At 73.9% G+C, this 26,137-nt stretch carries 26 protein-coding genes and 1 tRNA gene; 17 read left to right on the forward strand and 10 right to left on the reverse strand.

What is annotated here, in order from left to right:
- Positions 1 to 30: 30 nt before the first annotated feature.
- On the reverse strand, positions 31 to 1,692 hold the full coding sequence (gene argS, locus GGQ55_RS03675; RefSeq protein ID WP_179715169.1) for an arginine--tRNA ligase: 1,662 nt from the start codon (positions 1,690 to 1,692) through the stop codon (positions 31 to 33).
- Between the two features lie 161 nt (positions 1,693 to 1,853).
- On the opposite strand from argS, the gene GGQ55_RS03680 reads away from it, so the two are divergent.
- The 4 genes from GGQ55_RS03680 to GGQ55_RS03695 all read left to right on the forward strand — a co-directional run bounded on the left by GGQ55_RS03680 (position 1,854) and on the right by GGQ55_RS03695 (position 4,056).
- The gene (locus GGQ55_RS03680) at positions 1,854 to 2,684 is read left to right on the forward strand and encodes a thioredoxin-like domain-containing protein (protein WP_436277820.1); all 831 of its coding nucleotides are present in this window, start codon (positions 1,854 to 1,856) and stop codon (positions 2,682 to 2,684) included.
- Positions 2,681 to 3,358, forward strand: a complete 678-nt coding sequence (locus GGQ55_RS03685) for a DUF305 domain-containing protein (protein WP_366488668.1) — start codon at positions 2,681 to 2,683, stop codon at positions 3,356 to 3,358. Before GGQ55_RS03680 ends, GGQ55_RS03685 begins: the two co-directional genes overlap by 4 nt.
- Before the next feature lie 51 nt (positions 3,359 to 3,409).
- Positions 3,410 to 3,484: transfer RNA gene (locus tag GGQ55_RS03690), tRNA-Arg, on the forward strand.
- A 161-nt stretch (positions 3,485 to 3,645) separates the two neighbouring features.
- On the forward strand, positions 3,646 to 4,056 hold the full coding sequence (locus GGQ55_RS03695; protein ID WP_179715171.1) for a DUF4186 domain-containing protein: 411 nt from the start codon (positions 3,646 to 3,648) through the stop codon (positions 4,054 to 4,056).
- Positions 4,057 to 4,113: 57 nt separating this feature from the next.
- Here GGQ55_RS03695 and GGQ55_RS03700 read toward each other — a convergent pair whose 3' ends face one another.
- The gene (locus tag GGQ55_RS03700; protein ID WP_179715172.1) at positions 4,114 to 5,472 is read right to left on the reverse strand and encodes a diacylglycerol/lipid kinase family protein; all 1,359 of its coding nucleotides are present in this window, start codon (positions 5,470 to 5,472) and stop codon (positions 4,114 to 4,116) included.
- Positions 5,473 to 5,583: 111 nt separating this feature from the next.
- Here GGQ55_RS03700 and GGQ55_RS03705 point away from each other — a divergent pair, with 111 nt between their 5' ends.
- From GGQ55_RS03705 to GGQ55_RS03715, 3 genes are all read left to right on the forward strand, one after another.
- The gene (locus tag GGQ55_RS03705) at positions 5,584 to 7,356 is read left to right on the forward strand and encodes an MOSC domain-containing protein (protein ID WP_218859154.1); all 1,773 of its coding nucleotides are present in this window, start codon (positions 5,584 to 5,586) and stop codon (positions 7,354 to 7,356) included.
- Positions 7,357 to 7,456: 100 nt separating this feature from the next.
- Positions 7,457 to 7,876, forward strand: coding sequence for a YciI family protein (locus tag GGQ55_RS03710; RefSeq protein WP_179715174.1), 420 nt, complete (start codon positions 7,457 to 7,459; stop codon positions 7,874 to 7,876).
- Entirely contained in the window at positions 7,861 to 9,018 is a 1,158-nt protein-coding gene (locus tag GGQ55_RS03715; RefSeq protein WP_179715175.1) for an RNA polymerase sigma factor, read from the forward strand. Before GGQ55_RS03710 ends, GGQ55_RS03715 begins: the two co-directional genes overlap by 16 nt.
- On the opposite strand, the gene GGQ55_RS03720 is transcribed toward GGQ55_RS03715, so the two are convergent.
- Complete coding sequence (locus tag GGQ55_RS03720; RefSeq protein ID WP_179715176.1) at positions 8,996 to 9,136, reverse strand: hypothetical protein; 141 nt, start codon at positions 9,134 to 9,136, stop codon at positions 8,996 to 8,998. The two genes, GGQ55_RS03715 and GGQ55_RS03720, sit on opposite strands and share 23 nt — an antisense overlap.
- An 18-nt stretch (positions 9,137 to 9,154) precedes the next feature.
- On the reverse strand, positions 9,155 to 10,507 hold the full coding sequence (locus tag GGQ55_RS03725) for a hypothetical protein (RefSeq protein WP_179715177.1): 1,353 nt from the start codon (positions 10,505 to 10,507) through the stop codon (positions 9,155 to 9,157).
- A 135-nt stretch (positions 10,508 to 10,642) separates the two neighbouring features.
- On the opposite strand from GGQ55_RS03725, the gene GGQ55_RS03730 reads away from it, so the two are divergent.
- The 4 genes from GGQ55_RS03730 (at position 10,643) to GGQ55_RS03745 (ending at position 12,978) form a co-directional block, all read left to right on the forward strand.
- Positions 10,643 to 11,092, forward strand: coding sequence for a DUF6069 family protein (locus tag GGQ55_RS03730; protein ID WP_218859155.1), 450 nt, complete (start codon positions 10,643 to 10,645; stop codon positions 11,090 to 11,092).
- Entirely contained in the window at positions 11,089 to 11,655 is a 567-nt protein-coding gene (locus tag GGQ55_RS03735) for a DUF4203 domain-containing protein (protein WP_179715179.1), read from the forward strand. The genes GGQ55_RS03730 and GGQ55_RS03735 overlap by 4 nt, the downstream gene beginning before the upstream one ends.
- Before the next feature lie 72 nt (positions 11,656 to 11,727).
- Positions 11,728 to 12,069, forward strand: a complete 342-nt coding sequence (locus GGQ55_RS03740; protein WP_179715180.1) for a hypothetical protein — start codon at positions 11,728 to 11,730, stop codon at positions 12,067 to 12,069.
- Positions 12,070 to 12,078: 9 nt separating this feature from the next.
- Positions 12,079 to 12,978 carry an alpha/beta hydrolase gene (locus GGQ55_RS03745; protein WP_218859156.1) on the forward strand — a complete coding sequence of 300 codons (900 nt, stop codon included), beginning with the start codon at positions 12,079 to 12,081 and terminating at the stop codon, positions 12,976 to 12,978.
- Here GGQ55_RS03745 and GGQ55_RS03750 read toward each other — a convergent pair.
- From GGQ55_RS03750 to GGQ55_RS03760, 3 genes are all read right to left on the reverse strand, one after another.
- Entirely contained in the window at positions 12,975 to 14,399 is a 1,425-nt protein-coding gene (locus GGQ55_RS03750) for an MFS transporter (RefSeq protein ID WP_179715181.1), read from the reverse strand. The genes GGQ55_RS03745 and GGQ55_RS03750 overlap by 4 nt on opposite strands.
- A 65-nt stretch (positions 14,400 to 14,464) precedes the next feature.
- Positions 14,465 to 16,021: a S8 family peptidase gene (locus GGQ55_RS03755; protein ID WP_179715182.1), complete on the reverse strand. Its 1,557-nt coding sequence runs from the start codon at positions 16,019 to 16,021 to the stop codon at positions 14,465 to 14,467.
- A 98-nt stretch (positions 16,022 to 16,119) separates the two neighbouring features.
- Positions 16,120 to 16,836, reverse strand: coding sequence for an SDR family NAD(P)-dependent oxidoreductase (locus GGQ55_RS03760; RefSeq protein ID WP_366488673.1), 717 nt, complete (start codon positions 16,834 to 16,836; stop codon positions 16,120 to 16,122).
- Between the two features lie 133 nt (positions 16,837 to 16,969).
- Here GGQ55_RS03760 and GGQ55_RS03765 point away from each other — a divergent pair, with 133 nt between their 5' ends.
- From GGQ55_RS03765 to GGQ55_RS03785, 5 genes are read left to right on the forward strand one after another with little or no spacing between them, the layout of a single operon-like run.
- Positions 16,970 to 18,469 (forward strand): long-chain-fatty-acid--CoA ligase, encoded by a 1,500-nt coding sequence (locus tag GGQ55_RS03765; RefSeq protein WP_179715184.1) that lies wholly within the window; start codon positions 16,970 to 16,972, stop codon positions 18,467 to 18,469.
- Entirely contained in the window at positions 18,466 to 18,855 is a 390-nt protein-coding gene (locus tag GGQ55_RS03770; protein ID WP_179715185.1) for a hypothetical protein, read from the forward strand. The genes GGQ55_RS03765 and GGQ55_RS03770 overlap by 4 nt, the downstream gene beginning before the upstream one ends.
- The gene (locus tag GGQ55_RS03775) at positions 18,776 to 19,861 is read left to right on the forward strand and encodes an alpha/beta fold hydrolase (protein ID WP_366488675.1); all 1,086 of its coding nucleotides are present in this window, start codon (positions 18,776 to 18,778) and stop codon (positions 19,859 to 19,861) included. Before GGQ55_RS03770 ends, GGQ55_RS03775 begins: the two co-directional genes overlap by 80 nt.
- Positions 19,858 to 20,388 (forward strand): GNAT family N-acetyltransferase, encoded by a 531-nt coding sequence (locus tag GGQ55_RS03780; protein ID WP_179715186.1) that lies wholly within the window; start codon positions 19,858 to 19,860, stop codon positions 20,386 to 20,388. Before GGQ55_RS03775 ends, GGQ55_RS03780 begins: the two co-directional genes overlap by 4 nt.
- Before the next feature lie 53 nt (positions 20,389 to 20,441).
- A complete protein-coding gene (locus tag GGQ55_RS03785) occupies positions 20,442 to 21,059 on the forward strand; it encodes a hypothetical protein (RefSeq protein WP_179715187.1) in 618 nt (205 codons plus the stop codon).
- Positions 21,060 to 21,135: 76 nt separating this feature from the next.
- On the opposite strand, the gene GGQ55_RS03790 is transcribed toward GGQ55_RS03785, so the two are convergent.
- Entirely contained in the window at positions 21,136 to 22,581 is a 1,446-nt protein-coding gene (locus tag GGQ55_RS03790; RefSeq protein ID WP_179715188.1) for an MFS transporter, read from the reverse strand.
- 81 nt (positions 22,582 to 22,662) lie between these two features.
- On the opposite strand from GGQ55_RS03790, the gene GGQ55_RS03795 reads away from it, so the two are divergent.
- Positions 22,663 to 23,337: a TetR family transcriptional regulator gene (locus GGQ55_RS03795; protein ID WP_179715189.1), complete on the forward strand. Its 675-nt coding sequence runs from the start codon at positions 22,663 to 22,665 to the stop codon at positions 23,335 to 23,337.
- Between the two features lie 4 nt (positions 23,338 to 23,341).
- Here GGQ55_RS03795 and GGQ55_RS03800 read toward each other — a convergent pair whose 3' ends face one another.
- Both GGQ55_RS03800 and GGQ55_RS03805 read right to left on the reverse strand, forming a co-directional pair.
- On the reverse strand, positions 23,342 to 24,982 hold the full coding sequence (locus tag GGQ55_RS03800) for an ABC-F family ATP-binding cassette domain-containing protein (RefSeq protein ID WP_179715190.1): 1,641 nt from the start codon (positions 24,980 to 24,982) through the stop codon (positions 23,342 to 23,344).
- 86 nt (positions 24,983 to 25,068) lie between these two features.
- Entirely contained in the window at positions 25,069 to 26,118 is a 1,050-nt protein-coding gene (locus GGQ55_RS03805; RefSeq protein ID WP_179715191.1) for an adenylate/guanylate cyclase domain-containing protein, read from the reverse strand.
- Positions 26,119 to 26,137: the final 19 nt, after the last annotated feature.

Genomic DNA, 26,137 nt, shown 5'->3' on the forward strand with positions numbered 1-26,137 from the left:
CGCCATGGAGCGGGCCGGCCGGGTGGGCCCTCACATCCGCTCCGGAGCGGACACGCCGAGCACGCCCAGGCCGTTGCGCAGCACGCCCGCGGTCGCCGCGCACAGCCACAGCCGCGCCGTGTTCAGCGGGGTGGTCTCCTCGTCGCCGCGCGGCAGCACCCGGCAGTTGTCGTAGAAGCGGTGGTAGGTGCCGGCCAGCTCCTCGAGGTAGCGGGCCACCCGGTGCGGCGCCCGCAGCTCGGCCGCCGACGACAGCACGCGCGGGAACTCGCCGATCGCCCGCAGCAGGTCGCCCTCGCGCGGGTGCGCGAGCTGGGCGGGATCGACGTCGGCCGCCTCGCCCAGCGCCAGGCCGAGGTCGGCGGCGTTGCGCAGCACCGAGGAGATCCGGGCGTGGGCGTACTGGACGTAGAAGACCGGGTTGTCGTTGGTCTGCCGGCTCCACAGGTCGAGGTCGAGGTCGATGGTCTGGTCGATCGACGTGCGCGCCAGCGCGTACCGGGCGGCGTCGGCACCGATCGCCTCGACCAGGTCCTCGAGGTTGACGACCGTGCCGGCGCGCTTGCTCATCCGCACCGGCTCGCCGTCGCGCAGCAGGTTGACCAGCTGGCCGATGAGGATCTCGAGGTTGACCTCGGGGTCGTCGCCCATCGCGGCCACCAGCGCCTTGTACCGGCCGACGTAGCCGGTGTGGTCGGCGCCGAGCATGATCACGACCTTGTCGAAGCCGCGCTCCCGCTTGTTCAGGTAGTAGGCGCAGTCGGCGGCGAAGTAGGTCGGCTCGCCGTCGCTCTTGACCAGCACCCGGTCCTTGTCGTCGGCGAAGTCCGTCGTCCGCAGCCAGACGGCGCCGTCCTTCTCGTAGACGTGCCCCTTCTCGCGCAGCCGGGCGACCGCCTTCTCCAGGGCGCCGGTCTCGTGCAGCGTGCGCTCGCTGAAGTACACGTCGAAGACGACGCCGAACTCGGCGAGTGAGGTCTTGATCTCGTCCCACATGAGGTCGACGCCGCGCGAGCGGAAGACCCGCACCTGCTCGTCGTCGTCCCGGTCGAGCAGGTCCGGTTCCTCGGCGACGATCCGGGCCGCGATGTCGTCGATGTAGGCGCCGGCGTACCCGTCCTCGGGGACCGGCTGCTGCTTCGCCGCGGCCTGCAGGCTGCGGGCGAACCGGTCGATCTGCGCCCCGGCGTCGTTGAAGTAGTACTCGCGGGTGACCTCGGCACCGGCCGCGGTGAGCAGCCGGCCGAGGGCGTCGCCCACCGCCGCCCACCGGGTACCGCCGATGTGCACGGGGCCGGTCGGGTTGGCCGAGACGAACTCCAGGTTCAGCCGCTGCCCGGCCAGCTCCTGCGTGGCGCCGTAGCCCTCGCCCGCGGTCACCGCCCGCACGGCGATCTGGCCGAGGGCGTCCTTGGCGAGCACGAGGTTCAGGAAGCCGGGGCCGGCGATGTCGACCCGCTCGATCCCGTCGTGCCCGCGCAGCTCGCCGGCCAGCACCTCCGCCACCTCGCGCGGCGGGCGGCCGGCGGCCTTGGCCAGGCGCAGCGCCACGTTGGTGGCGTAGTCGCCGTGCTCGGGGTTCTTGGGTCGTTCGACGAGGACGTCGTCCGGGACGTCGACGGCGAGCTCGCCACGGTCGACGGCCGCGGCCACGGCGGTCCGGACGACGTCGCGCAGCTGCTCCGGTGTCACCCGTCGAGCGTACTGAGCGCGGCTGGGGCGTCCGTCGCGCCGTCCCCCCCGCCCGGGCCGGTCGCTTCCGCGGCCTTCACAGCTTGCCGACCTAGACTCACGGGCTGGAGGAGGGCGCGCTCGCCCTGCACGGCGCCCGCCCGCGCGCCCCGTACCGAGGAGTGGCCTTGGCCAAGGACCGCAAGCCCGACGACAGCCGCACGTCCCGCGGCAAGTCCTCCGGCGGTGGTGGCAACGCCCGCTCGGGCACGAAGACCGCCTCCCGGCCCGCTGCCCGGCCCACCGGTGCCAAGGGGCGCACCCGGCCGCCGACGCAGGTCGTCACCCAGCAGCGCAAGCCGTGGGGCCTCATCGCCGCCGCCGTCGCCGTCGTGGTGTTCGGGGCGGCCGTGATCACCTACGCCCTCGTCCAGGTGAACAAGTCCCACGAGAACGACGTCACGTCGCTGTCGCAGATCAAGGGCGTCAAGTCCTACGAGTACGCCGCCGGCCAGCAGCACGTGCAGACCAACCAGGACTACGCCGAGTCCCCGCCGGTCGGCGGCCCGCACGACCCGTACTGGGCCGACTGCACCGGCACCGTCTACACCGTCGACATCCGGCACGAGAACGCCGTCCACAGCCTCGAGCACGGCGCCGTCTGGATCACCTACAACCCCGACAAGGTCAGCCAGTCCGACATCGACAAGCTGGCCGCCCTCGTCGACGGGGTGTCCGGCCGGCTGCTGTCGCCCTACGCGGGTCAGGACTCGGCGATCAGCCTCCAGTCCTGGAACCACCAGCTCAAGGTCGGCTCGGCCGACGACAAGCGGATCAAGCAGTTCGCCGACCTGATGACCTTCAACTCCGAGGTGGACAACCACTACCCGGAGATCGGCGCCAGCTGCGAGAACCCGGCGTTCAAGGCCAACCCCGTGGTGACCGGGCAGGACAGCACCGCGGTCGGCTCCAGCGACATGGCGACCACGCCGACGGCCACCAGCGCGCCGTGACCGTGAGCGCCGCCGTGGAGGAGCAGACGCAGGCACCGGCGGTGGCGCCGGGCCGCAGCCCGCTGCGCGTGGTGCTGCTGGCCGTCATCGCCGTCGGGCTGCTGCTCATCGGCGGTGCATCGGCGGTCGTCCTGGGCATCGGGCAGGACGAGACGCCGACCTCGGACTCGGTCGACGCCGGGTTCTCCCGCGACATGTCGGTGCACCACCTGCAGGGCGTGGAGATGGCCAACCTGGCGCTGACGCAGGCCACCGACCCGCAGGTGAGGTCGCTGGCCTTCGACATCTCGGCCACGCAGACCAACCAGGTGGGGCGCATGCAGGGCTGGCTGAGCCTGTGGGGGCTGCCCCTGTCCGGCGGCGAGCAGATGGCCTGGATGGGCGACGCCCACCAGCACACCGCGAACGGGCTCATGCCCGGCATGGCGACCGAGCAGGAGCTCACCGAGCTCCAGTCGCTGCAGGGGACGGCGTTCGACATCCGCTTCCTGCAGCTGATGATCCGCCACCACCAGGGCGGCCGGGCCATGGCCGAGTACGCGGCGCAGCACGCCCAGCTCGAGCCGGTGCGGTCGCTGGCCCGCTCGATCGTGGACACCCAGACCGCCGAGACGACGACGATGGCGGCGATGCTCACCGCGCTGGGCGGCACGCCGCTGCCGCCGCCGTCCTGACGGCCGCCGGTCGCCCCGGTCGGGACGGCTGGTAACTTCTTCCGTGCCCGAGCCCCCGTAGCTCAGGGGATAGAGCACCGCCCTCCGGAGGCGGGTGCGCAGGTTCGAATCCTGCCGGGGGCACCACCAGGTGCTGATCGTCGACCCCCAGTTGGGCTGACCGTTGGACACCGAGCGCGCGGGCACCGGCCCCGCCGGCCCGGCCGGCCACGGCGCCGCTGGCAGCGCCGAGACCCCGCCGGTCTCGTCCTCGTCGTCGGCCACCGTGCCGTGCCTAGTCTGGGGGCGTGCCCGACCCCGCCGAGATCGATGAACGGATCGACCGCGCGAGCGCGCGACCTTTCGGGCGGCGGTTCCACCTGCGCGGGCGCGAGCGGGTCACGGCTGAGCTGCGCGGTCCGCAGACGATGCGGGCTCACGCCGCGGAGATCATCGCCGAGCGGCTGGCGCCGGCCGAGCCCCGCAACGACGGCCGGCAGACCCCCTACCGCAACCACGCGGTCTTCGTGGCCCAGCACGCCACCGCGACCTGCTGCCGCAGCTGCCTGGAGACGTGGCACGGCATCGCCAAGGGGCAACCGCTCGACCACGGCGAGCGGGCCTACGTGGTCGAGGTGATCGGGCGTTGGATCGACCGCGAGCTGGCGACCTCCATCGAAGGTCGGGACTCCGGGAGCTCTACCTCACGCCGATGGTGAAGGTGCCCGCACTGCTGGTCAGAGCAACGGTGAGCACCCCATCACACGAAGGGCCGGTCAGCCGCTGTCGTCGACCGGCACCGGCGCCGGACCCGAGATCTCCCCACGGCCGTGGTACGCGTCCGGCCGGCCGGTCGCCAGCGCCCACAGCGCTGCCCAGTCCAGCCGGGCCCGCGGGGGCCGGATCCCCGGCCGTTCGCGGGGCAGCCTGACCCGCAGCGCGCCGGGACGGACGGTGCACCGGACCGGGGTGGCCAGCCGCACCGTCTCCCCGTCGATGCCCACCGGGATGTCGGCGCCGTCCGCCATCACGACGACCTCCGCCGCCACGGCGCGCCGCAGGCCCTGCCGGTGGGCGGTGTTGAGCAGCCCCACCGCCTGCCGCGCGCTGTCCACGCGGATGGCGATCACGCCGAGCAGCCCGCGATCCAGGCGGGCGCGCCGCCCCATGCCGGCGAGATCGGAGGCCTCGTAGGGGTTGTTGCTCACGAGCAGGGCGTGCGGGTCCTCCACGCGGATCCCGCCGACGTCGGCGGTCAGCCGGGCACCGCGCCGGCGCGTGAGCAGGTCGGGCAGGGCATCGAGCGTCGTGCGGCGCTTGTCGTCCCGGTAGGCCGGGTTGAGCACGATCTCCGCGTAGGCGCCGAAGGAGGCGTTGTTCACGAACGGGCGCCCGTTGATCTCACCGAGGTCGATCCGGGCCTCCACCCCGTCGCGCAGCGCGTCCAGGCAGCGCGCCGGTTCCTCGCGGTCCAGCCCCAGGTCGAGCGCGAAGTGGTTGCGCGTGCCCGCGCTGATCACGAGGAACGGGACGTCGTGCTCGACCGCCACCTGCGCGACCAGTGCCTGGGTGCCGTCACCGCCCGCGACGCCCAGCAGGTCCGCGCCGCGGGCGAGGGCGTCCCGGGCGAGCTGCTGGGGGTCTTTGCCCGTGCCGTCGAGCAGTGCCACCTCGGCGCCCAGCTGTTCCGCGCGCTCCCGCAGCCGGAATCGCTCGACCTTGCCGCCCCCCGACCGCGGGTTCATGACGAGGAACGGGTGCCGCGGCGCGGCGGCGTCGGTGACCGGCAACTGCCATTCCGACCGCTCGGGGCGCAGGGCCGCACGGCCGGTCGCGACGCCGGCGGCCAGCAGCACCAGGGTCAGGACCGCCAGCCAGAGCATGCGGTTCGCGGCGAGCAGCACGATCTCCGCGACCGGTGCGGCCAGGCCGAGGCACAGCGCGATCCACCGGAGGGGCCCCCGCAGCAGCAGGAACCAGAACAGGCCGGCGACGGTCAGGGCCACGGCCGCCCCGGTGAGCAGGACGAAGCCCACCCCGCGGTGGGGGGCGAACACGAACAGGACGACGACCGCCAGGACGACGAGGGCCAGGGCGCCTCGGGCGTACCAGCGGCGAGTCCGCAACGACTCCACGGCGCACCTCCCGGGGCCGGTCGCCGGTCTCCGAGCATGTCCGCCACAGGGCCTCGTGCGATCACCCCGCTCGGACGGTTCCGGAGCCGCGATGCCGTCTACGGTGGCGCGGTGAGCCTGAGCCCGGGGCCGCCGGTCGGGACGCTGCTGTCGGTCAACGTCGGGCAGCCGCGGGACGTGGCGTGGCGCGGGCGGACCGTCTTCACCGGCGTGTTCAAGGACCCGTTTCCCGGCCCGGTCCGCGTCGGCCGGCTCAACATCGTCGGCGACGGCCAGGGCGATCTGGCCGGTCACGGCGGGGAGCAGCGCGCCGTCTTCGTCTACCAGCTCGGCTCGTACCGGTACTGGGAGCGCGAGCTCGGGCGCGCCGACTTCGTGCACGGCCAGTTCGGCGAGAACTTCACCGTCGACGGGCTGGCCGACGACGAGGTCTGCATCGGCGACCGGTACCGGATCGGCACGGCGACGTTCGAGGTGAGCCAGCCGCGGGTGACCTGCTACCGCGTCGGGATCCGGATGGACGACCCGCGGATCCCGGCCCTCCTCGTCTCGCACCGCCGTCCCGGCTTCTACCTTCGCGTGCTCGAGGAGGGCGAGGTGCAGGCGGGGGACCCGATCGTCAAGCTGGCCTCGGGGCCCGAGCAGATGACGGTGGCCGAGGTCGACGGGCTGCTGTACCTCCCGGGGCACGGTCGCCTGGACCTGCTCCGCGCGCTCCGGATCCCCGCCCTCAGCCCGGGGTGGCAGGCCTCGTTCCGGGCGCTGCTGGACCAGGGGCCGGCAGCCGGGAACGCCGGCCTCGCGGTGGCCGGCCCGCCGCCCGCCTGGCCCGGCTTCCGCCCGTTGACGGTCACGGCGATCACGCACGAGAGCGGGACCGTGAGCTCGATCCGGCTCGAGGACCCCGACGGCGCTCCCCTGCCGGCCGCGCGCCCGGGCCAGTACCTCACGGTGCGGGTCCGCCCGGACCAGGCGCAGCGGCCGCTGCTGCGCAACTACTCGATGTGCGGACCGTCGGGGGCGGGCGCCTACCGGATCGGGGTCAAGCGCGAGCCGCTCGGCGCCGTGAGCGGCTACCTGTCCACCCGGCTGGCCGTCGGGGACCGGCTCGACGTCGGGGCTCCCCGCGGCACGTTCCTCCTGGAGGACACGGCCGGACCGGTGCTGCTGGTCAGCGCCGGCATCGGCGTCACCCCGGTTCTCGCCATGCTGCACGCGCTGGCGCAGGAGCGTTCCGAGCGGGAGATCTGGTGGCTGCACGGCGCGCGCAACGGCAGCGAGCACCCGTTCGCCGCCGAGGCCCGGGATCTGCTCGCCGCGCTGCCGAACGCGCGCACGCGGGTGTACTACAGCCGCCCGGGTCCGGACGACGTCCCGGGCCGGGGGTTCGACGTGACCGGCCGCCTCACCGGGTCGGTGCTCGCCGAGCTCGACCCGCCCCGCGACGCCCAGGCGTACGTGTGCGGGCCGGCGCCGTTCATGGACGACGTCAGCGCCGGCCTGGCCAGCCTGGGGATCGAGGCGGCGCACGTGCACACCGAGCCGTTCGGCCCCGCCGCGGGCCTCACGCCGGGCATCGCGGCGGCGGCGGCACGGCCGCCGCACCCACCGGCCGGCCGGCCGGGCGACGGCCCGGCGGTCGCCTTCGCCCGCAGCGACCTCGAGGTCCCGTGGAGCGACGACTACGGCAGTCTGCTCGAGCTCGCCGAGGCGTGCGACGTGCCGGTCCGCTGGTCGTGCCGGACCGGCGTCTGCCAGACCTGCGAGACCACGCTCATCGCCGGCGCCGTCGGCTACCGCCCCGACCCGGTCGAGCCGCCGCCCGACGGCAGCGTGCTCCTGTGCTGCTCGCAGGCCCGGGGCGACGTCGTCCTCGACCTGTGACCGGAAAAATCTCCCGGAGGATGTCGAGAACGCGCGGCCGGCTCCGTCCCCGGGGTGCGAGCGGCCACGATGGGCCGCAACCACCACCGAGGAGACATCGATGGCCAAGTACCTGCTGCTCAAGCACTACCGCGGCGCCCCGGCCGCGGTGAACGACGTGCCGATGGAGAAGTGGGCACCGGAGGAGATCACCGCCCACCTCCGCTACATGGACGACTTCGCGGCCAAGCTCGAGGAGACCGGCGAGTACGTCGGCGGCCAGGCCCTCTCCCCCGAGGGCATGTGGGTCCGGTACGACGGCGAGGGCCGCCCGCCGGTGACCGACGGGCCGTTCGCCGAGACCAAGGACCTCATCGCCGGCTGGATGATCATCGACGTCGACACGCACGAGCGCGCCGTCGAACTGGCCGGGGAGCTGTCGGCCGCCCCGGGCGCGGGCGGGCAGCCGATCCACGAGTGGCTCGAGCTGCGCCCGTTCCTGCCCGAGTCGCCCCTGACCACGGAATGCCCGGACCGCTGAACGAGGTCCTGCTGCGCAGCCTGACGCCGCAGGTCCTCACGGTCCTCGTCCGCCGCGGAGCCGACTTCGCGACGGCCGAGGACGCCGTGCAGGACGCGCTGGTCGAGGCGGTCCGGGTCTGGCCGGCCGACCCGCCGCGCGACCCGAAGGGCTGGTTGGTCACCGTGGCCTGGCGCCGGTTCCTCGACGCGACGCGCTCCGACGCCGCCCGCCGGCGGCGGGAGGTGCGCATCGACGAGGAGCCGGCGCCCGGCCCGGCACCGCAGGCCGACGACACCCTGCAGCTGTACTTCCTGTGCGCCCACCCGTCGCTGACCCCGTCGTCGGCGGTGGCGCTCACGCTGCGGGCGGTCGGCGGGCTGACCACCCGCCAGATCGCCGGGGCCTACCTGGTGCCCGAGGCGACGATGGCGCAGCGCATCAGCCGGGCCAAGCGCACGGTCTCCGGCGTGCGGTTCGACTCCCCCGGCGACGTCGCCACCGTGCTGCGCGTCCTCTACCTGGTCTTCAACGAGGGCTACTCCGGCGACGTCGACCTGGCCGCCGAGGCGATCCGGCTGACCCGGCAGCTCGCCGGGGCGATCGACCACCCCGAGGTGGCCGGGCTGCTCGCGCTGATGCTGCTGCACCACGCGCGGCGCTCCGCCCGGACCGCGCCCGACGGCGGCCTGGTGCCCCTCGCCGAGCAGGACCGCGCCCTCTGGGACACGGGTGCCATCGCCGAGGGCGTCGAGATCCTCCAGCGGGCGCTCGCCCGCGACCGGCTGGGCGAGTTCCAGGCCCAGGCCGCGATCGCGGCGCTGCACGCCGATGCGCCCTCGGCCGAGGAGACCGACTGGGTGCAGATCGTCGAGTGGTACGACGAGCTGGCGCGGCTGACCGACAGCCCCGTCGTCCGGCTCAACCGGGCGGTGTCCGTCGGCGAGGCCGACGGGCCCCGCGCCGGGCTGGCCGCACTCGCGGCGCTGGACGACACGCTCCCCCGGCACACCGCGGTGGCCGCGTACTTCCACGAGCGCGACGGCGACCTGACGACGGCGGCGCGGCTGTACGCCGAGGCCGCGGCCACGGCGCCCAACCGCGCCGAGCGCGACCACCTGACCCGGCAGGCCGCCCGCCTCAACGCCGGTAGGGCCCGCTGACGGGAGGCGGGAGCACCGGCACCGACCGCTCCCAGCGGCGGGTGGTGGACCGGCCCAGGACGATGACCAGCGCCGACTCCGCGACGAAGCCGACCGCCGCCACCGCGCTCCACAGCACGCCGATCGCGTCCGACCGTCAGCCCGTGGCGGCCGGTGGGGCCTGCGTCGGGATCTCGGGGGCGACCGGCTGGGCCGGGCGGGCGAGGTACTCGATGACGGCGAGCACCACGAGCAGGCAGATCGCGATCACCAGCACCGCCACCCCGGTGGGGTGCGCCAGGAACAGGAACACCAGGACGGCGAGCCCCAGCGCGCCGAACCGCAGCAACCGGACGTAGCGCCGGGTCCAGGTGGCCACCGGCCCAGAGGTCGACGGCCCGACCCGGATCCGCGCCATCTGGCGCGTCCACCAGCGCCGCAGCCCGACCGCGGTCGGCGACGGGCCGGCCAGGAACGCGCCGAGTGCGACGACCAGCCCGACGACGGCCACCGTGCGCAGCCCGATCCGCAGGAAGTGCACGATGATGTCGAACGCCGCTCCTGCGGCGCTGGCGCCCCCCGTCGGCACGGCGCCGATCAGGATGCTGCGGGCCACGAACAGGCCGACGGCGAGCACGAGCATGGCGAGGGCGATCCCCAGCCCGGCACCGACGAGGGCCCGCAGCTTCCGCCGGGCCAGGAAGATCCCGGTCGCCAGCAGCAGGAGCATGATCCAGGGCAGCCACGCCGCCGCGGAGTGGAGGACCTTGTAGGCCCCCTGCGCCCGGACGAGCTGGGTGTCGTCGGCGATCGCGATCGTCGGGTGCAGCTCGGGGATCCGCTCGACCAGGGTGAGCCCTCGGTCGGCGAGCCGCTGCTTGGCCAGGTCGATGAACGGGGCGAGGTCGAGGTAGACCTTGCCGCCCCGGACCTGGACGGCGGTGCTGTCCCCGTCCAGCACCCGGATCGCGATGCGCTGCGTCGTCCGCACGGTCTGGTCGAAGGCCGAGGCGAACGCCGAGCTGGTGACCAGGTCGTGCACCCGGTCGCGCACGAACCCCTCCACCGCCGACTGCAGGGTCGGCGTGAGCTGCTTGAGCCGGTCGGTCACGATCGCGGGCAGTCCCGCCGTGGCGAGGGCGTCGACCGCGTCGTCGCCGATCGCCTTGACGTCGATGTTGTCCATGACCGCCGTCGTGACCCGGTCGACGATCCGGTTCTGCACGTCCGGGTCCCGGACCAGCGGGGACACGGTCTCGACGAACCGGTCGGTGTCGGAGATCGTCCGGTTCGTCCAGACCGCGACCAGCGCGACCGGCGCCAGGACGCACCCCAGCACGATCAGGACGATGGCGACCACCGACCGCCACCGGCCCGGGGTGGGCGGCTTCTCGGCGGGCGGTCCCCCGCCGGCCCGGAGAGCTGCGAGCTCGGCCCGCAAGCGCTCGAGTTCGGCCCTCTCGTCGGCATCCAGCAGAGGAACCGTGCTCTGCTCGTCGACCTGCGCCATGGCTGCCTCCCGCGACCGGCGTGCCCGGCCAGCGTTCTCGCCGCGACCCACCCCGAGCCTCACCCGACCGGGGTGAGGCGAGGCCGCGCGCGCGTCCGGAGGGTGGGCGGGACCTCGATGGATCGGAGGTGGCGCGTGGCGAGCACCGGGAGGCCCCGCCCGCAGGTCGACGCGGGACGGCTGTGGGCCGGCGGTCTCGCCACGGCCGTCGTCGCGGCGCTCGTCGCCCTCGTCGGCGTCCTGCTCGTCCAGGGCGCCCTCGACATCCCCATGGTCGCGCCGCCGTTGCTCCCGGTCCCCGGCTCCTTCGCCCTGAGGTACGCGGTCACCGCGGCCGCGCTGGCGCTGCTGGCGACCGCGCTGGCCCATCTGCTCGTCACGACCACGCCGCGCCCGCGGTCCTTCTTCTCCTGGATCGTCGGGCTGGCCACCGCGGTCGGCGTCGTCGTGCCCTTCACCCTCGACGGGACGACGGCCGGCCGCGTGGCCACCGCCGCCCTCGACCTCGTCATCGGCCTGGCGGTGCTGAGCCTGCTGCCTCCGGTGATGACGCGTGCCCTGCGACCTCCGGACCGCGTGCGGTGACCGGGGTCGGGGTCCTCGTCGTCGGGCTGCTCCTCTGCTTCGCCGGGGTGGCGTCCCTGCACCTCGCCGTGCTGGCCTCGGGCTTCGCGCTCGGCTGGCTGGTCGCCGAGTCGCTCGGCGGCTCGGTCGCGGTGACCGCGATCGTCGCGGCCTGCGCCGCGGTGGTGGCGTGGATCCTGTCCACGCTGGTCTTCCGGGCGGCACTGCTGGTCGTGGGCGGGGTCGCCGGAGGCGTCATCGGGGCGAAGTTCTACGGACTGCTCGAGGGCGGCGACGGCAACGTCGTGATCGCGATCGTGTTCGTGCTGGCCGTCGCCGTCCTGACCGGGCTGGCCACGCAGCGCTTCCACGAGACCGCCCTCGTCTGGGTGTGCGCCTTCGGCGGCGCCGGCCTGGCGCTGTCCGGCCTGGCCCGGATCTGGCCCAGCACCCTCGGGTTCCTGCGCACGCCCGACACGACCGCCGAGGCGGTGATCGACGCCGCCGCGTGGATCGCGCTCGGCGCGCTGGGCTGGTCGGTCCAGCGCCGCTGGCTCCGGCGGAAGGCGACCAGCAAGGCCTGAGCCGCGGTTCCGGTCGACGGGCACGGGTAGGAACGGCGGACCCCGTGCCGGACGACGACGAGGACCCAGCGGATGAGCGAACGGATCACCTGGACTCGATGTCCGTCGTGCGGGGGTCCGGCGGCCCTGGGCTGGGTCGGTGACGAACCGGTCGAGTACGACTGCCCGGGCGGGTGCCCGCCCCTGCTCGCCGGTCCCGAGAGGTTCGCCGACGAGCACCTCGACCTGCTGGCGTGGTCGCGGAACCTGTGCCAGCAGTCCCGGTGGTTGCGGGAGCAGGCCCGGTTCGCCTGCGCCCGGTCCAGCGCGACGATCCGGGCGTGCCGCGCCGACCGGCGGGTCCGCGCGTCGACGGTCGATGCGGCTCGGTCGATCTCCGTCGGCGGCGCAGGGCCATCGCCGCGGCTGGGTTAGCGTCCGGTCATGACGACGGAGTCGGGGATCCAGCAGGCCCGGATCGGCGAGGTCGAGCTCGCCTACGAGACGTTCGGCGACCCCGGTGACCCGCCGCTGCTGCTGGTCATGGGGCTGGCCACGCAGATGATCGGGTGGCCCGACGAGTTCTGCGCCGGCCTGGCCGACCGCGGGCTGTTCGTCGTCCGCTTCGACAACCGCGACATCGGGCTGTCCACGCACCTCGACGACCGTGGGGCTCCGGACATCCTGGCGATCCTCGGCGGCGACCGGTCGAACGTCGCCTACCCGCTGTCCGACCTCGCCGACGACACGGCCGGCCTGCTCGACGCGCTGCACCTCGACAGCGCGCACGTGGTCGGCGCCTCGATGGGCGGCATGATCGCCCAGCTCGTCGCGCTCCGGCACCCCGAGCGGGTGCGCAGCCTGACCTCGATCATGTCGACCACCGGCGACCCCGCGGTCGGCAGGCCCGCCGAGGCCGCGATGGGCGTGCTGCTCGCGCCGCCGGCCACCGACCGCGAGTCGGCGATCCAGCGGGCCGTCGACACCTACCGGGTCATCGGCTCCCCCGGCTTCGAGTTCGACGAGCAGGCGCTGCGCGACCGGGCGGCGCTGTCCTACGACCGTCGCTACAACCCGGCCGGCGTCGCCCGGCAGCTCGCCGCGATCCTCACCACGGCCGACCGCACCGCCGATCTGCGCGGGGTCGACGTCCCGACGCTGGTGGTCCACGGCGAGCAGGACAGCCTGGTGGACGTCAGCGGCGGTCGCGCCACCGCGGCCGCCGTCCCCGGCGCCGAGCTGCTGCTGATCGACGGCATGGGGCACGACCTGCCCCGGGCGGTCTGGCCCGAGGTGACCGACCGGCTCGCCGCGCTGGTCGAGCGCGCCGAGAAGGAGCGCTAGCCCCGCCCGGTGACGACGGCGCCGGCCGTCCGCGGCAGCCGCAGCGCCGCCACCAGCGGCCCCAGCAGCAGGACGGCGAGCAGCACGAACGCCACCCGGAAGGCCACGCCGGTGCCCTCGCCGAGCCCGGTGGCCGCGGCGACCGGCTCGCCCAGCCGCACCAGCAGCGCGCCCACCGCGACGCCGAGACCGCCGCCGAGCTCCTGCAGCGTGGACAGCAGCGTGTTGGCCGGCGTCATCCGCTCGGCCGGCACGTCGCCGAAGGCCACGGTGTTGTACGCGGTGAACCCCACCGAGCGGGCCACGCCGCTGGCCAGCAGGAGGACCAGCACGACCGGCAGCGACGTCGTCGGCTGCAGGAACGCCATCCCGACCAGGAACACCGCCCCGGCGAGGATCGAGGCGACCATCACCGGCCGGATGCCGAACCGGCGCAGCAAGGGCGTGGTCGCGGGCTTGATCGCGATGTTGCCGACGAACAGCGCGATCACCACCAGGCCGGCCTGGGCCGCCGTCCAGCCGAAGCCGAGCTGGAAGAACAGCGGCAGCAGGAACGGGATCGCGGTGATCGCCGCCCGGTAGCCGGAGCCGGCGAGCGCGGTCACCCGGTAGGTCGCGATCCGCAGCACCCGCAGGTCCACCAGCGGCCGGTCCGTGCGCAGCAGGTAGCGCACGGCGGCGCCGAGGGCGACAGCGGCGATCGCGAGGCCCAGCACGGCCGGCGCCCAGTGCGGGTGGGTCGAGCCGATGCTCTCCAGCCCCACCACCAGCGCCGCCGTCCCGACGGCGACGAGGGCGAACCCGCGCCAGTCCAACGGCCGGCCCTCCGGCGCCCGCACGTCGGGCACCAGGCGCAGGGCGAGGGCGAACCCGGCGATGCCCAGCGGCACGTTGATCAGGAAGATCCACCGCCACGAGGCGTAGGTGGACAGGATCCCGCCCAGCGCCGGCGCGATGACCGGCGCGACGAGCGCCGGCCAGGTCAGGTAGGCGATGGCCCGGATCAGGTCGGTCTTGGCGGTGGTGCGCAGCACGACGAGCCGGCCCACCGGCACCATCATCGCGCCGCCGACGCCCATGAGGACCCGGGCGGCGACGAGCAGCGCCAGGCTCGGCGCCGCGGCGCAGCCGATCGAGGCGACGGTGAAGACGGCGACGGCGGTGGTGAAGATCCGGCGGGCGCCGTACCGGTCGGCCAGCCATCCGCTGATCGGGATGAGGACGGCGACCGACAGCACGTACGCGGTGATCGCCACGTTCACCGCCACCGCGGGCACGCCGAAGCTCTCGCCGATGTGCGGGGCCGCCGGGGCGATCACCGTGCCGTCCATGATCTCCATGAACATGGCGCCGGCCACAAGGAGGGCCAGTCCCCGGGAGACGGTCCCGATCGGCTCGACGGCCGCCTGCTGCCCGCTCATCCCGCCCTCTCGCCGTCCGCCGACCCCCGCACGGTAACCGTGCGGGGGTCGGGGACGGGTCGTGCCTACCTGAGGGTCACCGCCTCGAGCGCGTCGACGATGCCCTTGCCGAAGAAGCTGTTGAACCCGGTGCCGCCCTGGCAGGTCGCCGTGGCGAAGTCCAGACCCGGGCCCTGCGTGACCGTCTTCGGGGTCGGGCACGGCTGGTTGTTCGCCGACTGCTGCAGGTACTGCTCCACCGTGGTCGGCGACAGGTGCGGCTTGTTCGGGTTGCCCGAGGCGAAGTCGCCGTACTGGCTGATGATCAGCGCCGCGACGCCGGCCGCGTTCGGTGTGGCCATCGAGGTGCCCTGCACGTAGCCGTACGCCGCGCACGGCGGCGTCCCACCCGGGCCAGTGCAGACCTCGAACGGATCCGCCGGTGCCTCGGACCCCGTCGAGGACCAGGCGCCGATCAGGCGCCCCTCGCCGCCGTAGCCCGGAGGAACCTCGCTGCCCGGGACGCCGCTGTAGTCCCGCGTCGACCCGCCGGGTGCCGAGACGTCGACCGCCCCGCTGCCGTAGTTGGAGTAGAACGCCTTCTCGTTGTAGTAGCTCGTGGCCGAGACCCCGACCCAGCCCGGCACCGTGCCGGGGGCCTCCACGAAGTCGCGGAAGAAGGTGCCGTCGGCCAGGTCGTAGCCCTCGTTGCCGAGCGCCCCGACCGGGAGCACGCCGTTCGACCGGGCGAACTGCGTGGCCCGGTTGAGCAGGATCCAGTCCGGGTGGTCGCACTCCTTGTTCGGGTTGTTCACCGCGCCGCACTTGGGGATGTAGCCGCCCAGGCTCGCCGAGACGATGTCGAAGTGCTGCTGGCCGGCGTAGATCAGGGCCAGGTCGGTGTACAGGAACTCCCCGCTGCCGGTGCCGTCGAGGACCTTGCCGGAGACCAGCGTGACGCCCGGGGCCACCCCGGAGATCCCGATCCCGTTGATGGGGGCGCCGACCGCGCTGATCGTCCACGTCCCGTGGCCGTTGAAGTCCTGGATCGTCGGTTCGGAGGGAACGAACGACCGGCTGGCGGCCACGTCGAGGTTGGGCGCGACGTCCGGGTGGGTCTGGTCGGCGCCGGTGTCGATGACGAAGACGCGCACGTCCTTGCGCCCCTGCTGGACGGCGTAGGAGCCGCTCGCGGTGGCGTTCATCCGCATCTTGTCCCACTGCTCCTTGCCCAGGGGGTCGGGCATGGGCTGCGGATCGGGCCCCGCGGGCGAGGCGTTGCCGCCGTTGTTCGAGGGGCCACCGGTCGCGGCGGCGTCGACCGGGTCGACGAGCGAGGTCCGCGCCGACTGCGCGACCGCCTTCACCGAGTTGTTGCGGCCCATGGCGGCGGCGAAGTCGGGGTTGGTGGAGGTGACCCCGATCCCTCCGATCTCCGGCAGCCGCTGGGTCACCGTCCCGCCGGCGGCGCTGACCTGGGCGTCGACGTCGGCGGGCAGACCGTCGGTGCTGGTGAAGGCGATCGTGTAGTCGGTCGCCGGGCCGGCCGCGGCCGCGGGTGCCGCGGCCCCGACCGCCGCCGCCGCGGCGAGCACGAACGCTCCGGCCGGCGCGGCGAGGCGGGTGAGCAGAGTCCTGCGCATGAATCCCCCTTTGTTCCGATCCCGATATGTATCGGAACCTGGACGTGAGGGATATCACAGTCCGTGAAGGAGGGGCAAACGCCGGGTGAAGGCCGCCGTCAGCTGGTGAGCAGGCCGCCCTCGACCGGCAGCGTCGTCCCGGTGACGTACCCGCCCGCGTCGCTGACCAGGAAGACCAGCGCCGCGGCGAGCTCGTCGGGGTCGCCGGCGCGGCCGACCAGCACCCGGGCCAGCTGGCCCTCGATGTAGCCCTCGGGGTACTGCTCGGTCATCTCGGAGGCGAAGAAGCCGGGGGCCAGGGCGTTGACCCGGATGCCCTTGCGGCCCGTCCACTGCTGGGCCAGGTCGCGGGTCAGCCCGATCAGCCCGGCCTTGCTCGCGGCGTAGGCCGCCTGCGGCAGCCCCGCCGTCGTCAGCCCGAGGATGCTCGAGATGTTGACGATGGAGCTCCCCGGCTGCATCACGCGGCCGCAGGCCTGCGCCATCCAGTAGCAGCCGTTCAGGTTGACGTCGATGACCTGGCGGAACTGCTCCGGGGTCTCGCGGGTGGCCGGGACCGCCGTCCCCAGGCCGGCGTTGTTGACCAGGATGTCGACCCTGCCGAACTCGGCCATCGCCGCCTCGACCAGCGCCGTGCAGTCGTCGGGGTCCGACACGTCGGTGCGCACCGTGATCGCCCGGCGGCCGGCGTCCTCCACCAGGCTCTTCGCGTGGGCGAGCCGGTCCTCGCGGCGCGCGGCGAGCACGAGATCGGCACCGGCCTCGGCCAGGGCCTGGGCGAAGTCGACGCCGAGCCCGGAGGAGGCCCCGGTCACGATCGCCACCCGGCCGTCGAGTCGGAAACGATCCAGGATCGTTCGGTCCCTCACGCGGATTCCCCTCTCGTGGTGCGCCGTGACTGGCACCGTAGTCAGATTGGGAATCGGGACTCTCGAGGGGGAGAGATCGATGGGCAATCTGGCACAGAACCTGCTGGACACCGCCGCCCGCGACGGCGACCACGCCGCCGTCCGCATGGACGACGCCGTGCTCACCTACGCCGAGCTCCGCGACGCCGCCCTGCGGGTCGCGGCGTTCCTGCAGGAGTTGGGCGTCGCGCCCGGTGACCGGGTCGGCATGGTGCTGCCCAACGTCCCGTCGTTCCCGGTGCTCTTCTACGGCGTGCAGCTCGCCGGGGCCGCCGTCGTCCCGATGAACCCGCTGCTCAAGGCGCGGGAGGTCGAGTACTACCTGCGCGACTCCGGTGCCCGGCTCGTGCTGGCCGCCGACATGGTCGCCGCGGCGGCGACCGAGGCGGCCGCCACCGTGGGCATCGAGGCGATCCCGGTCGGCGCGGTGCTGCCCACGGAGGCGATGGCCGACCGGCCCGCCGACGGCGCCGTCGAGCGGGCCGACGACGACCTGTCGGTGATCCTCTACACCTCGGGGACCACCGGCCAGCCCAAGGGCGCCGAGCTGACCCACGCCAACCTGCGCAGCAACGCCCGCACCGGCGGCCAGCAGCTGGTCGAGTCGACCCCGGACGACGTGGTCATGGGCTGCCTGCCGCTGTTCCACGTCTTCGGCCTGACCTGCGGCCTCAACGCCTCGGTGCTCGCCGGCGCCTGCCTGACGCTGATCCCCCGCTTCGACGGCACCAAGGCGCTGTCGGTGATCCAGCGCGACCGGGTCACGATCTTCGAGGGCGTGCCGACGATGTTCTCGGCGATGCTGCACGCCCCCGACCCGGGCTCGTTCGACGTGTCCAGCCTGCGGCTGTGCGTCTCGGGCGGCTCGGCGATGCCGGTCGAGGTGCTGCGGGAGTTCGAGGAGGCGTTCGGCTGCACGATCCTCGAGGGCTACGGGCTGTCGGAGACCTCGCCGGTGGCGTCGTTCAACCAGCTGCACGCCGAGCGCAAGCCCGGCTCGATCGGCACCCCGATCCCCGGGGTCGAGATGCGGGTGGTGAACGACGACGGCGTCGACGTCCCGCGCGGGGAGGTCGGCGAGATCGCCATCCGGGGCGAAAACGTGATGAAGGGCTACTGGGGCAAGCCCGAGGAGACGGCCAGGTCGATCCCGGACGGCTGGTTCCGCACCGGCGACCTGGCCCGGCAGGACGACGACGGCTACTTCTTCATCGTCGACCGCAAGAAGGAGATGATCATCCGCGGCGGCTACAACGTCTACCCGCGGGAGATCGAGGAGGCGCTCTACGAGCACGCCGCGGTCGCCGAGGCGGCCTGCATCGGCATCCCGCACCCCGAGCTCGGCGAGGAGGTCGCCGCGGCGGTGGCCCTGAAGCCGGGGGCGTCCGCCGAGCCCGACGAGCTGCGCGAGTGGGTCAAGGCCCGGGTCGCGGCCTACAAGTACCCGCGGCACGTGTGGCTGGTGGAGGCGCTGCCCAAGGGCCCGACCGGCAAGATCCTGCGTCGCGCCGTCGAGGTGCCGCAGGGGGTGGGCGGGTGAGCTCTCCGAGGTGGCGGCAGGCCTACGACGCCGTCGACAAGGCGGTCACGCCGCGGGCCGAGGCGTTCGTGCGCACGGAGACCTTCGCCCAGGGCGCGGCGGTGGTGCAGCGGGCGCAGAAGCTGCTCCGCGACACCGCCCGCGGCGCGACCGCCCGCGCCTGGCACCTGCTCAACCTGCCCGCCGGCAGCGATGTCAGCCGGTTGCGGGCGCAGATCGGCGCGCTCGACCGCGAGGTGCGGCGGCTGACCCTGCAGCTCGAGGCCGAACGCCGCCGCGACGACCGGACCACCGAGGAGGACGCCCGTGCCGACGGTGCCCAGCCCGCAGACGATCCTCGACCGCGTCCGGCGCGACGTCGAGCGCAACGCGCTGCGGGCCCGTAACGGCATCAAGCTGGCAGCCGGGATCGACCGGCCCGGCGTCGGGCAGAGCCCCAAGGACGTCGTCTGGCAGCGCGGCCGCTGCCAGCTGTGGCACTACCGCAACGCCGACGTGCGGTACGCCCCGCCGCTGCTCGTCGTCTTCAGCCTGATCAGCCGCAGCTACATCCTCGACCTCACGCCCGGCAACAGCTTCCTCGAGCAGGTGCTGGCCGCCGGGTTCGACGTCTACATGATCGACTGGGGTGAGCCCGACGAGCGCGATGCGCACAACCGGCTCGAGGACTACGTCGACGACTACATCCCGGCCGCCGTCGACCGCGTCCTCGAGCTGTCGGGCTGCGACGAGGTCAACCTGTTCGGCTACTGCTTCGGCGGCGACCTCGCGCTGCTCTACGCCGCGCACCACCCCGATGCGCCGCTGCGCAGCCTGACCGTGCTGGCCACACCGGTCGACTTCACGCAGATGGGGCCGATGGCCGACCTGTTCCGCGTCGGCGGGCTCGAGGTCGACGAGGTGGTCGGGGAGGACGGCAACGTGCCGCCGTCCGTCGTCGTCCAGGGGTTCAAGACCCTGACCCCCACGGCGGAGGTGACCCGGTACGTGACGCTGTGGGAACGGCTCTGGAACGACGAGTACGTGGCTGCCTACCAGGCGATGACCGGCTGGTCGGACGACCACGTGCCGTTCCCGGGCGCCGCGGCCCGCGAGACCGTCCGGATGCTGGTCCGCGACAACGGGATGGTCACCGACAAGCTGGTGGTCGGCGGCGACCCGGTGCACCTGCGCGACATCACCGCGCCGTTCCTGACGGTGCGGGCCAACCGCGACCACATCGTGCCGCCGGACGCCAGCGCGCCGCTGATCGACCTCGTCGGCTCGGAGGACAAGCACGAGCTGCGGCTCGACGCCGGCCACATGGGCCTGGTGGTCGGACGGACGGCGGCGAGGACGACGGTGCCGACGATCCTCGACTTCCTGCGGCGGCGCAGCGAGGAGGTGGCATGAGCGTCGTCCCGCTCGGGCCGGAGCACTGCGACGCCCTGCTGCGCTTCTTCCGCGACCTGCCCGACGGCGACCGGACGTTCATCAAGGAGGAGGTCACCGACCCGGCGACCGTCCGGGCGTGGACCACCGGCGGCAACCGGTGGGTCGCCGTGGACGGGGACACCGTGCAGGGCTACGTTGCCGTGCTGCGGTTGCCGGGCTGGTCCGACCACGTCGGCGAGGTGCGGCTGGTCGTCGCGCCGGCCGCGCGCGGCAACGGGCTGGGCCGCGTGCTGGCCCGGCACGCCCTCGTGGCCGGCGTCGAGGCGGGGCTGACCAAGCTCGTGGTCGAGGTCGTCGCCGAGCAGGGCGCGGCGCTGGCCCTGTTCAGCGCGATCGGCTTCTCCGGCGAGGCGCTGCTGCGCGACCACATCCGCGACCGCGAGGGCCGGCTGCGCGACCTGATGGTGCTGGCCCACCACGTCGGCGAGACCTGGTCGGGCATGGACACCGTCGGCGTGGCCGACGAGCTCGGAGAGCCGGGCTGACTGCCCGGCCGGCTCGGGTCAAGTCGGAGCCGCGGGCTGCCGACGTTGCCTGAGTGAGTGAACGCGGACGACGGCGGCGGCTCGGCCTGCTGCTGGCCGCGGTCGCGCTGTCGGTGACCGGGTGCGCCGCCGCCACTGACGTCGAGGAGGCCGCCGCCACCCGGACCGCGGCCCCGACGACCTGGTTCCTCGACTCCGGCGGCGTCGTCCCCCCGACCGTGCCGGCACCGACCTCGATCGCGGGCTTCACCCCGGCGATCCCCCGGCCCGGCAGCTTCGAGGTGCCGCACCCGGCCCCGTACGGCACTCCCCCGGTGCTGGTGCCCCGACCCGATGCCTGCGGCGGCTACAGCACGCCGAAGGTGAACAACCCCGGCGCCGTCCCGGGCACCGGCTCGGCGACCCTGACCTGGATGGCCGACGCCCGGGCCGAGGTGACCGGCTACCGCGTGCAGGCGGTGGCGCAGACGCTCGTGACCGGGGCGCAGCCGGCGCCGGTGCAGCAGACCGTCGCACAACCGAGCGGGTGCGTGCAGGTCACGACCACGATGACCGGCCTGACCAGCGGCGAGACCTACGTCTTCTGGCTGGAGGAGGCGATCGTGGACTCGACGACGTCGGTCACCCGGCTCGTGCAGGTCGGCGCGTCCTCCCCGGTCACCATCGGCTGACCCGCCCCAGGCATGGGAAGCCATACCTGCGGATCGAGGGCGGATCCGCAGGTATGGCTTCCCATGCCTCACACCGTCAGGCGGCGACGGGGACCGGCAGCGGGGCCACTGCCACCGGCTCGAGCTCCGGCTCCGTGGACCGCGTGCCGCGCAGGGCCAGCCACGCGGCCAGCCCGCCGATCGCGACCAGCGCGCCGGCCAGCAGCAGCCCCAGCCGGTAGCCGGAGAGGAACGCGTCCAGCGGGACAGCCCCGCCGCGCAGCGCCGCCGACGACCGCGCGGACAGCACCGCGCCGATGACCGTGATCCCGAGCAGCCCGGCCACCTCGCGGCTGGCGTTGAACAGCGCCGAGGCCACGCCCGCCCGCTCGGTGGGCATCGCGCCCAGGACGGCGTCGGTGAGCGGCGTGGTCAGCCCGCCGCCGATGCCGATCACCACGAAGCTCGGCATGAGGGCCCAGTAGGACGCGCCCTCGCCCAGCAGGCTGACCGACGCGATGCCGACCCCCATGAGCGACATCGCCAGGCCGACCAGCCGGCCGGTGCCGACGGCGTGCGCCACCCGCGGGGACACGACGGCGCCGACGACCATGAACAGCGCCATCGGCAGGAACGCCAGGCCGGCCTCGGTCGGCGAGAAGCCCAGCGCGTCCTGCAGGTACAGCGACGTGAAGAAGTAGATGCCGAACAGGCCGAACGCCCAGAGCATCATCGCCACGACGCCGCCGCTGAACACGCGCTCGCGGAACAGCGAGACGCTCACCATCGGGTGGGTCGAGCGCTGCTCGACGAGGACGAAGGCCAACCCGGCCAGCGCCGCGATCGCGAAGCCGCCGAGGACAGAGGCCGACGTCCAGCCGCGCGGAGCGCCCTCGATGAGCGACCAGGTCAGCGCGGTCAGCGCCGTCGTCGCCAGGAGCAGGCCCGGGACGTCGAGCGGACGGCGGACCGGCTCACGGGTCTCGCGGATCGCCCAGAGGCCCAGCAGCAGCGTGGCGATCCCGACCGGCACGTTGATGGTGAAGATCCAGCCCCACGACGCGTGCTGGGCCAGCACACCGCCGATCAGCGGTCCGGCGGCCAGCGCCAGAGCGCCCACCCCGGCCCAGAGCCCGACCGCCCGGGCCCGCTCGCGCGGCTCCGGGTAGGCGGCGCTGATGATCGCCAGGGTGGTCGGCGTGACCAGCGCGGCGCCGAGGCCCTGCACGGCACGGGCGGCGACCAGCACGCCGAAGGAGTCGGCCAGCCCGGCGGCCAGCGACGCCCCGGTGAAGACGACGAGGCCGATCGTGAACAGCCGGCGCCGTCCGAAGGCGTCGGCGAGGCGTCCACCGGCGAGCAGGAAGCCTGCGAACACGAGGATGTAGCCGCTCACGACCCACTCGAGGTTGGCGGTCGTGAGCTGCAGGTCCCGCTGGATGGCGGGGATCGCCACGTTGACGATGTTGTTGTCGAGGTAGGTCATGAAGGTCGCCAGGGCCACGGCGAGCAGTGCCCACGGGCGGCGGCGGTCGGTGGTCATCGGGTCTCTCCTCTGCGCCGTACATGTACGCCGTATAAGAACGATGTACAGCGGACACCATACGGCGTATAGTTGTCAACCGTGCCGCCCACGAAGTCCGAAACCCGTCCGTCGCTCTCTCGCGACCTGGTCGCCGACCGGGCGCTCGAGATCGCCGATGCCGAGGGGATCGAGGCCGTCACCATCCGCCGCCTCGCCACCGAGCTCGGCGTGACGCCGATGGCCCTGTACTGGCACTTCCGCACCAAGGAGGACCTGCTGGCCGGCCTGGCCGACCGGGTCCTCGACGCGATCGAGGTGCCCGCGCGCACGTCGGACTGGGCGGCCGACATCCGCGCCGCGCTGACCGTGCTGGTCGCGGCGATGCGCCCGCACCCGCAGGTCGCCTACCTCGTCCCGGAGCGGATCATGGCGAACCCGAAGGGGCTCGACCTGACCGAGACGGCGCTGGCCACGCTCAGCGACGCCGGCTTCAGCCAGGAGCACGCGAGCTACCTGGCGATGCAGGCCCTGCGGGCGGCGATCACGATGGTCACCGGCGACCAGGTCGACGACAGCGGGCAGACCGCCGAGGAGCGCGACGCGCACCTGCGCACCAAGAAGGCCGCCCTGGCCTCGCTCGACCCGGCGAAGTACCCCGCCGTCGTCGCGCACGCCGACGCGATGACCCACTGCTCGGACGTCGAGGCCTTCTTCGACTTCGGCATCGACCTCTACGTCGCCGGCGTCCGCGGCCTCGCCGAGCGGGCTCGCTGAGCTCTCAGGCCTCGGCGACCCGGCCGTCGGCGACGACCAGCCGCCGGGTGGTGTGCACCGCCTCGAGCATCCGGCGGTCGTGGGTGACCAGCAGCAACGTGCCCTCGTAGCCGGCCAGCGCCTGCTCCAGCTGCTCGATCGCCGGCAGGTCCAGGTGGTTGGTCGGCTCGTCGAGCACCAGCACGTTGATCCCGCGCGCCTGCAGCAGCGCCAGCGCGGCGCGGGTCCGCTCCCCCGGTGACAGCGTCGCGGCCGGCCGCAGCACGTGCTCGGCGGTCAGGCCGAACTTGGCCAGCAGGGTGCGCACCTCCGAGCTGGGCCAGTCCGGCACCTCGGCGGAGAACGCGTCGAGCAGCTGCTCACCGCCGAGGAAGCGGCCGCGGGCCTGGTCGATCTCGCCGATCCGCACCGAGGGCCCGAGCGTCGCCGTCCCCTCGTCGAGCGCGACCCGGCCGAGCAGCGCGCCCAGCAGGGTGGACTTGCCGGCGCCGTTGGCGCCGGTGATCGCGAGCCGGTCGCCCCAGTCGACCTGCAGGTCGACCGGCCCGAGGGTGAAGCCGCCGCGGCGCACGACCGCCCCGCGCAGGGTGGCGACGACGGCGCCGGCCCGGGGTGCCGCGGCGATCGTCATGCGCAGCTCCCACTCCTTGCGCGGCTCCTCCACCTCCTCGAGCCGCTCGATGCGCTTCTCGGTGATCCGCGCCTTGGCCGCCTGCTTCTCCGAGGTGGCCCGCATGTGCGCGCGGATGTTCTTGTCCGGTTCGCTGCCGGCCTTGCGGACGGCGTTGCGCACGCCCTTGGCCATCCAGTTGCGCTGCATGCGCGCCCGGGCCTCGAGCTCGGACCTCGTCTCCGCGTAGTCCTCGTACTGCTCGCGCGCGTGCCGCCGGGCCACCTCGCGCTCGACCAGGTAGGACTCGTAGCCGCCGTCGTGCACCCGGACCAGCTGCTGGGCGAGGTCGAGCTCCACCACCCGGGTCACGGTGCGGGCGAGGAACTCCCGGTCGTGGCTGACCACGACGATGCCCGACCGCGCCTCGGCGACGAAGCGCTCCAGGCGGGCCAGCCCGTCCAGGTCGAGGTCGTTGGTCGGCTCGTCGAGCAGCAGGACGTCGTAGCGCGAGAGCAGCAGCGCGGCCAGCCCGACCCGCGCCGCCTGACCGCCGGACAGGCCGGTGGTCGGCGCGTCCAGCGCGACGCCGGGTGCCAGCTCGCCGACGACGTCGGCCGCCCGCTCCTCCAGGTCGGCCCCGCCGAGGGCCAGCCACCGCTCGAGCGCCTCGCCATAGGCGTCGTCGGCACCGGGCCGGCCCTCGGTGAGCGCCTCGGTGGCGTGGTCGAGCGCGGCCTGCGCGGCGGCGACACCGGTGCGACGGGCGAGCGCGCCGAACACCGTCTCCGCCGACCGCCGCTCGGCCTCCTGCGGCAGGTGGCCGATGGTCGCGGTCGGCGGGGAGAGCACCACGCTGCCGGACTCGGCGGGCAGCTCGCCGGCGAGGGTGCGCAGCAGCGTGGACTTGCCGGCGCCGTTCACGCCGACCAGGCCCACGACGTCACCGGGGGCGACGACGAGGTCGAGGTCGGAGAACAGCACGCGGGCGCCGTGCCCGGCCGCCAGGCCGCGCGCGACGAGGGTGGCGCTCATGAAGGGGTGCTCCCAGGGTGATCGAGGCGGAGGACGTCGGTCACCGGGTCACAGCACGCCGCCACTGTACCGGCTGCGCGCCGGGCTCACTCCGTCTCCGTGAGGTCAAGCTCCTCGTCGTGCTCCTCGGGCTCGTCGACCTCCCCGGACCGGCGTCGGCGCACCAGCCAGGGCTGCAGGTGGTCGTACCCGCGCACCGAGACCCGGCGCAGCGGTTTGACCCGGTAGGCGTCCAGGCCGCGCAGCCGGTCGGCGAGCTCGCGGTCGACGAGCACGGTCGAGGGACGGGCCACCGAGGTCAGCCGGCTGGCCAGGTTCACCACCGGCGAGTAGACGTCGCCGAGGCGGGTGAGCACCCGCCCGTACGCGGCGCCGACCCGCAGCGGCGGGCGGTCCTCGGCATTCCACTGATCGGGCAGGTCCAGGGCGATCTCGACCGCGTCGACCGCCGACGCCGCGGTGAAGAGCACGCCGTCCCCGACGGTCTTCACCACCCGGCCGGAGTGCAGCGCGATCACCGAGGCGGCGGTGCTCTCGAAGTCCTCGACCATCGCGCCGAGCTCGCGGCCGCCCATGCCGCGGCTGCGGGAGGTGTAGCCGACCAGGTCCGCGAAGCCCACGGCCAGCTCCCGGCGGTCACCGCCGCCGGTCGCGGCCAGCAGCCGGTCGGCGTTGGCGGCGAGGTGCCGCCGCCAGACGTAGTCCTGGATGTCCTGGAGCAGCGGCAGCAGCGCCCGGGCGGCGTCGACGGCCTCCTCGGGCGTCGGGTCGCGACCCTCCTGCGCCGCCGCGCCGGCCAGCACGTCGGCGAGCATGTCGGTCTGCCAGTCGGCCAGCCTGGACAGCGCCTGGCCCATCGCCCGCGCGATCGTCGCCTCGGTCTCCGGGCCGACGAACCCCGAGTCGATCAGCGACCGGAGGGTCGCCAGCGCGGCGACGTCCGCGTCGCTGTACGCGGGGTCGTCGTCCGCCGAGTCGGCGAAGCCCAGCGCCCGCCACAGCCGCTGGGTGCGCTCCAGGGGCAGCCCGGAGAGCTCGGCCACCTGCACGCGGGTGTAGCGGCGGGGCCCGTCGAGCAGCAGCCGCTCCAGGGCGTCGCGGGCCTCCGCGCCCGCCGGTGGCCCCGCGTCGTCCATGGACCGATGGTGCCCTACG

This window comes from Petropleomorpha daqingensis, from assembly GCF_013408985.1.
Lineage (GTDB): Bacteria > Actinomycetota > Actinomycetes > Mycobacteriales > Geodermatophilaceae > Petropleomorpha > Petropleomorpha daqingensis.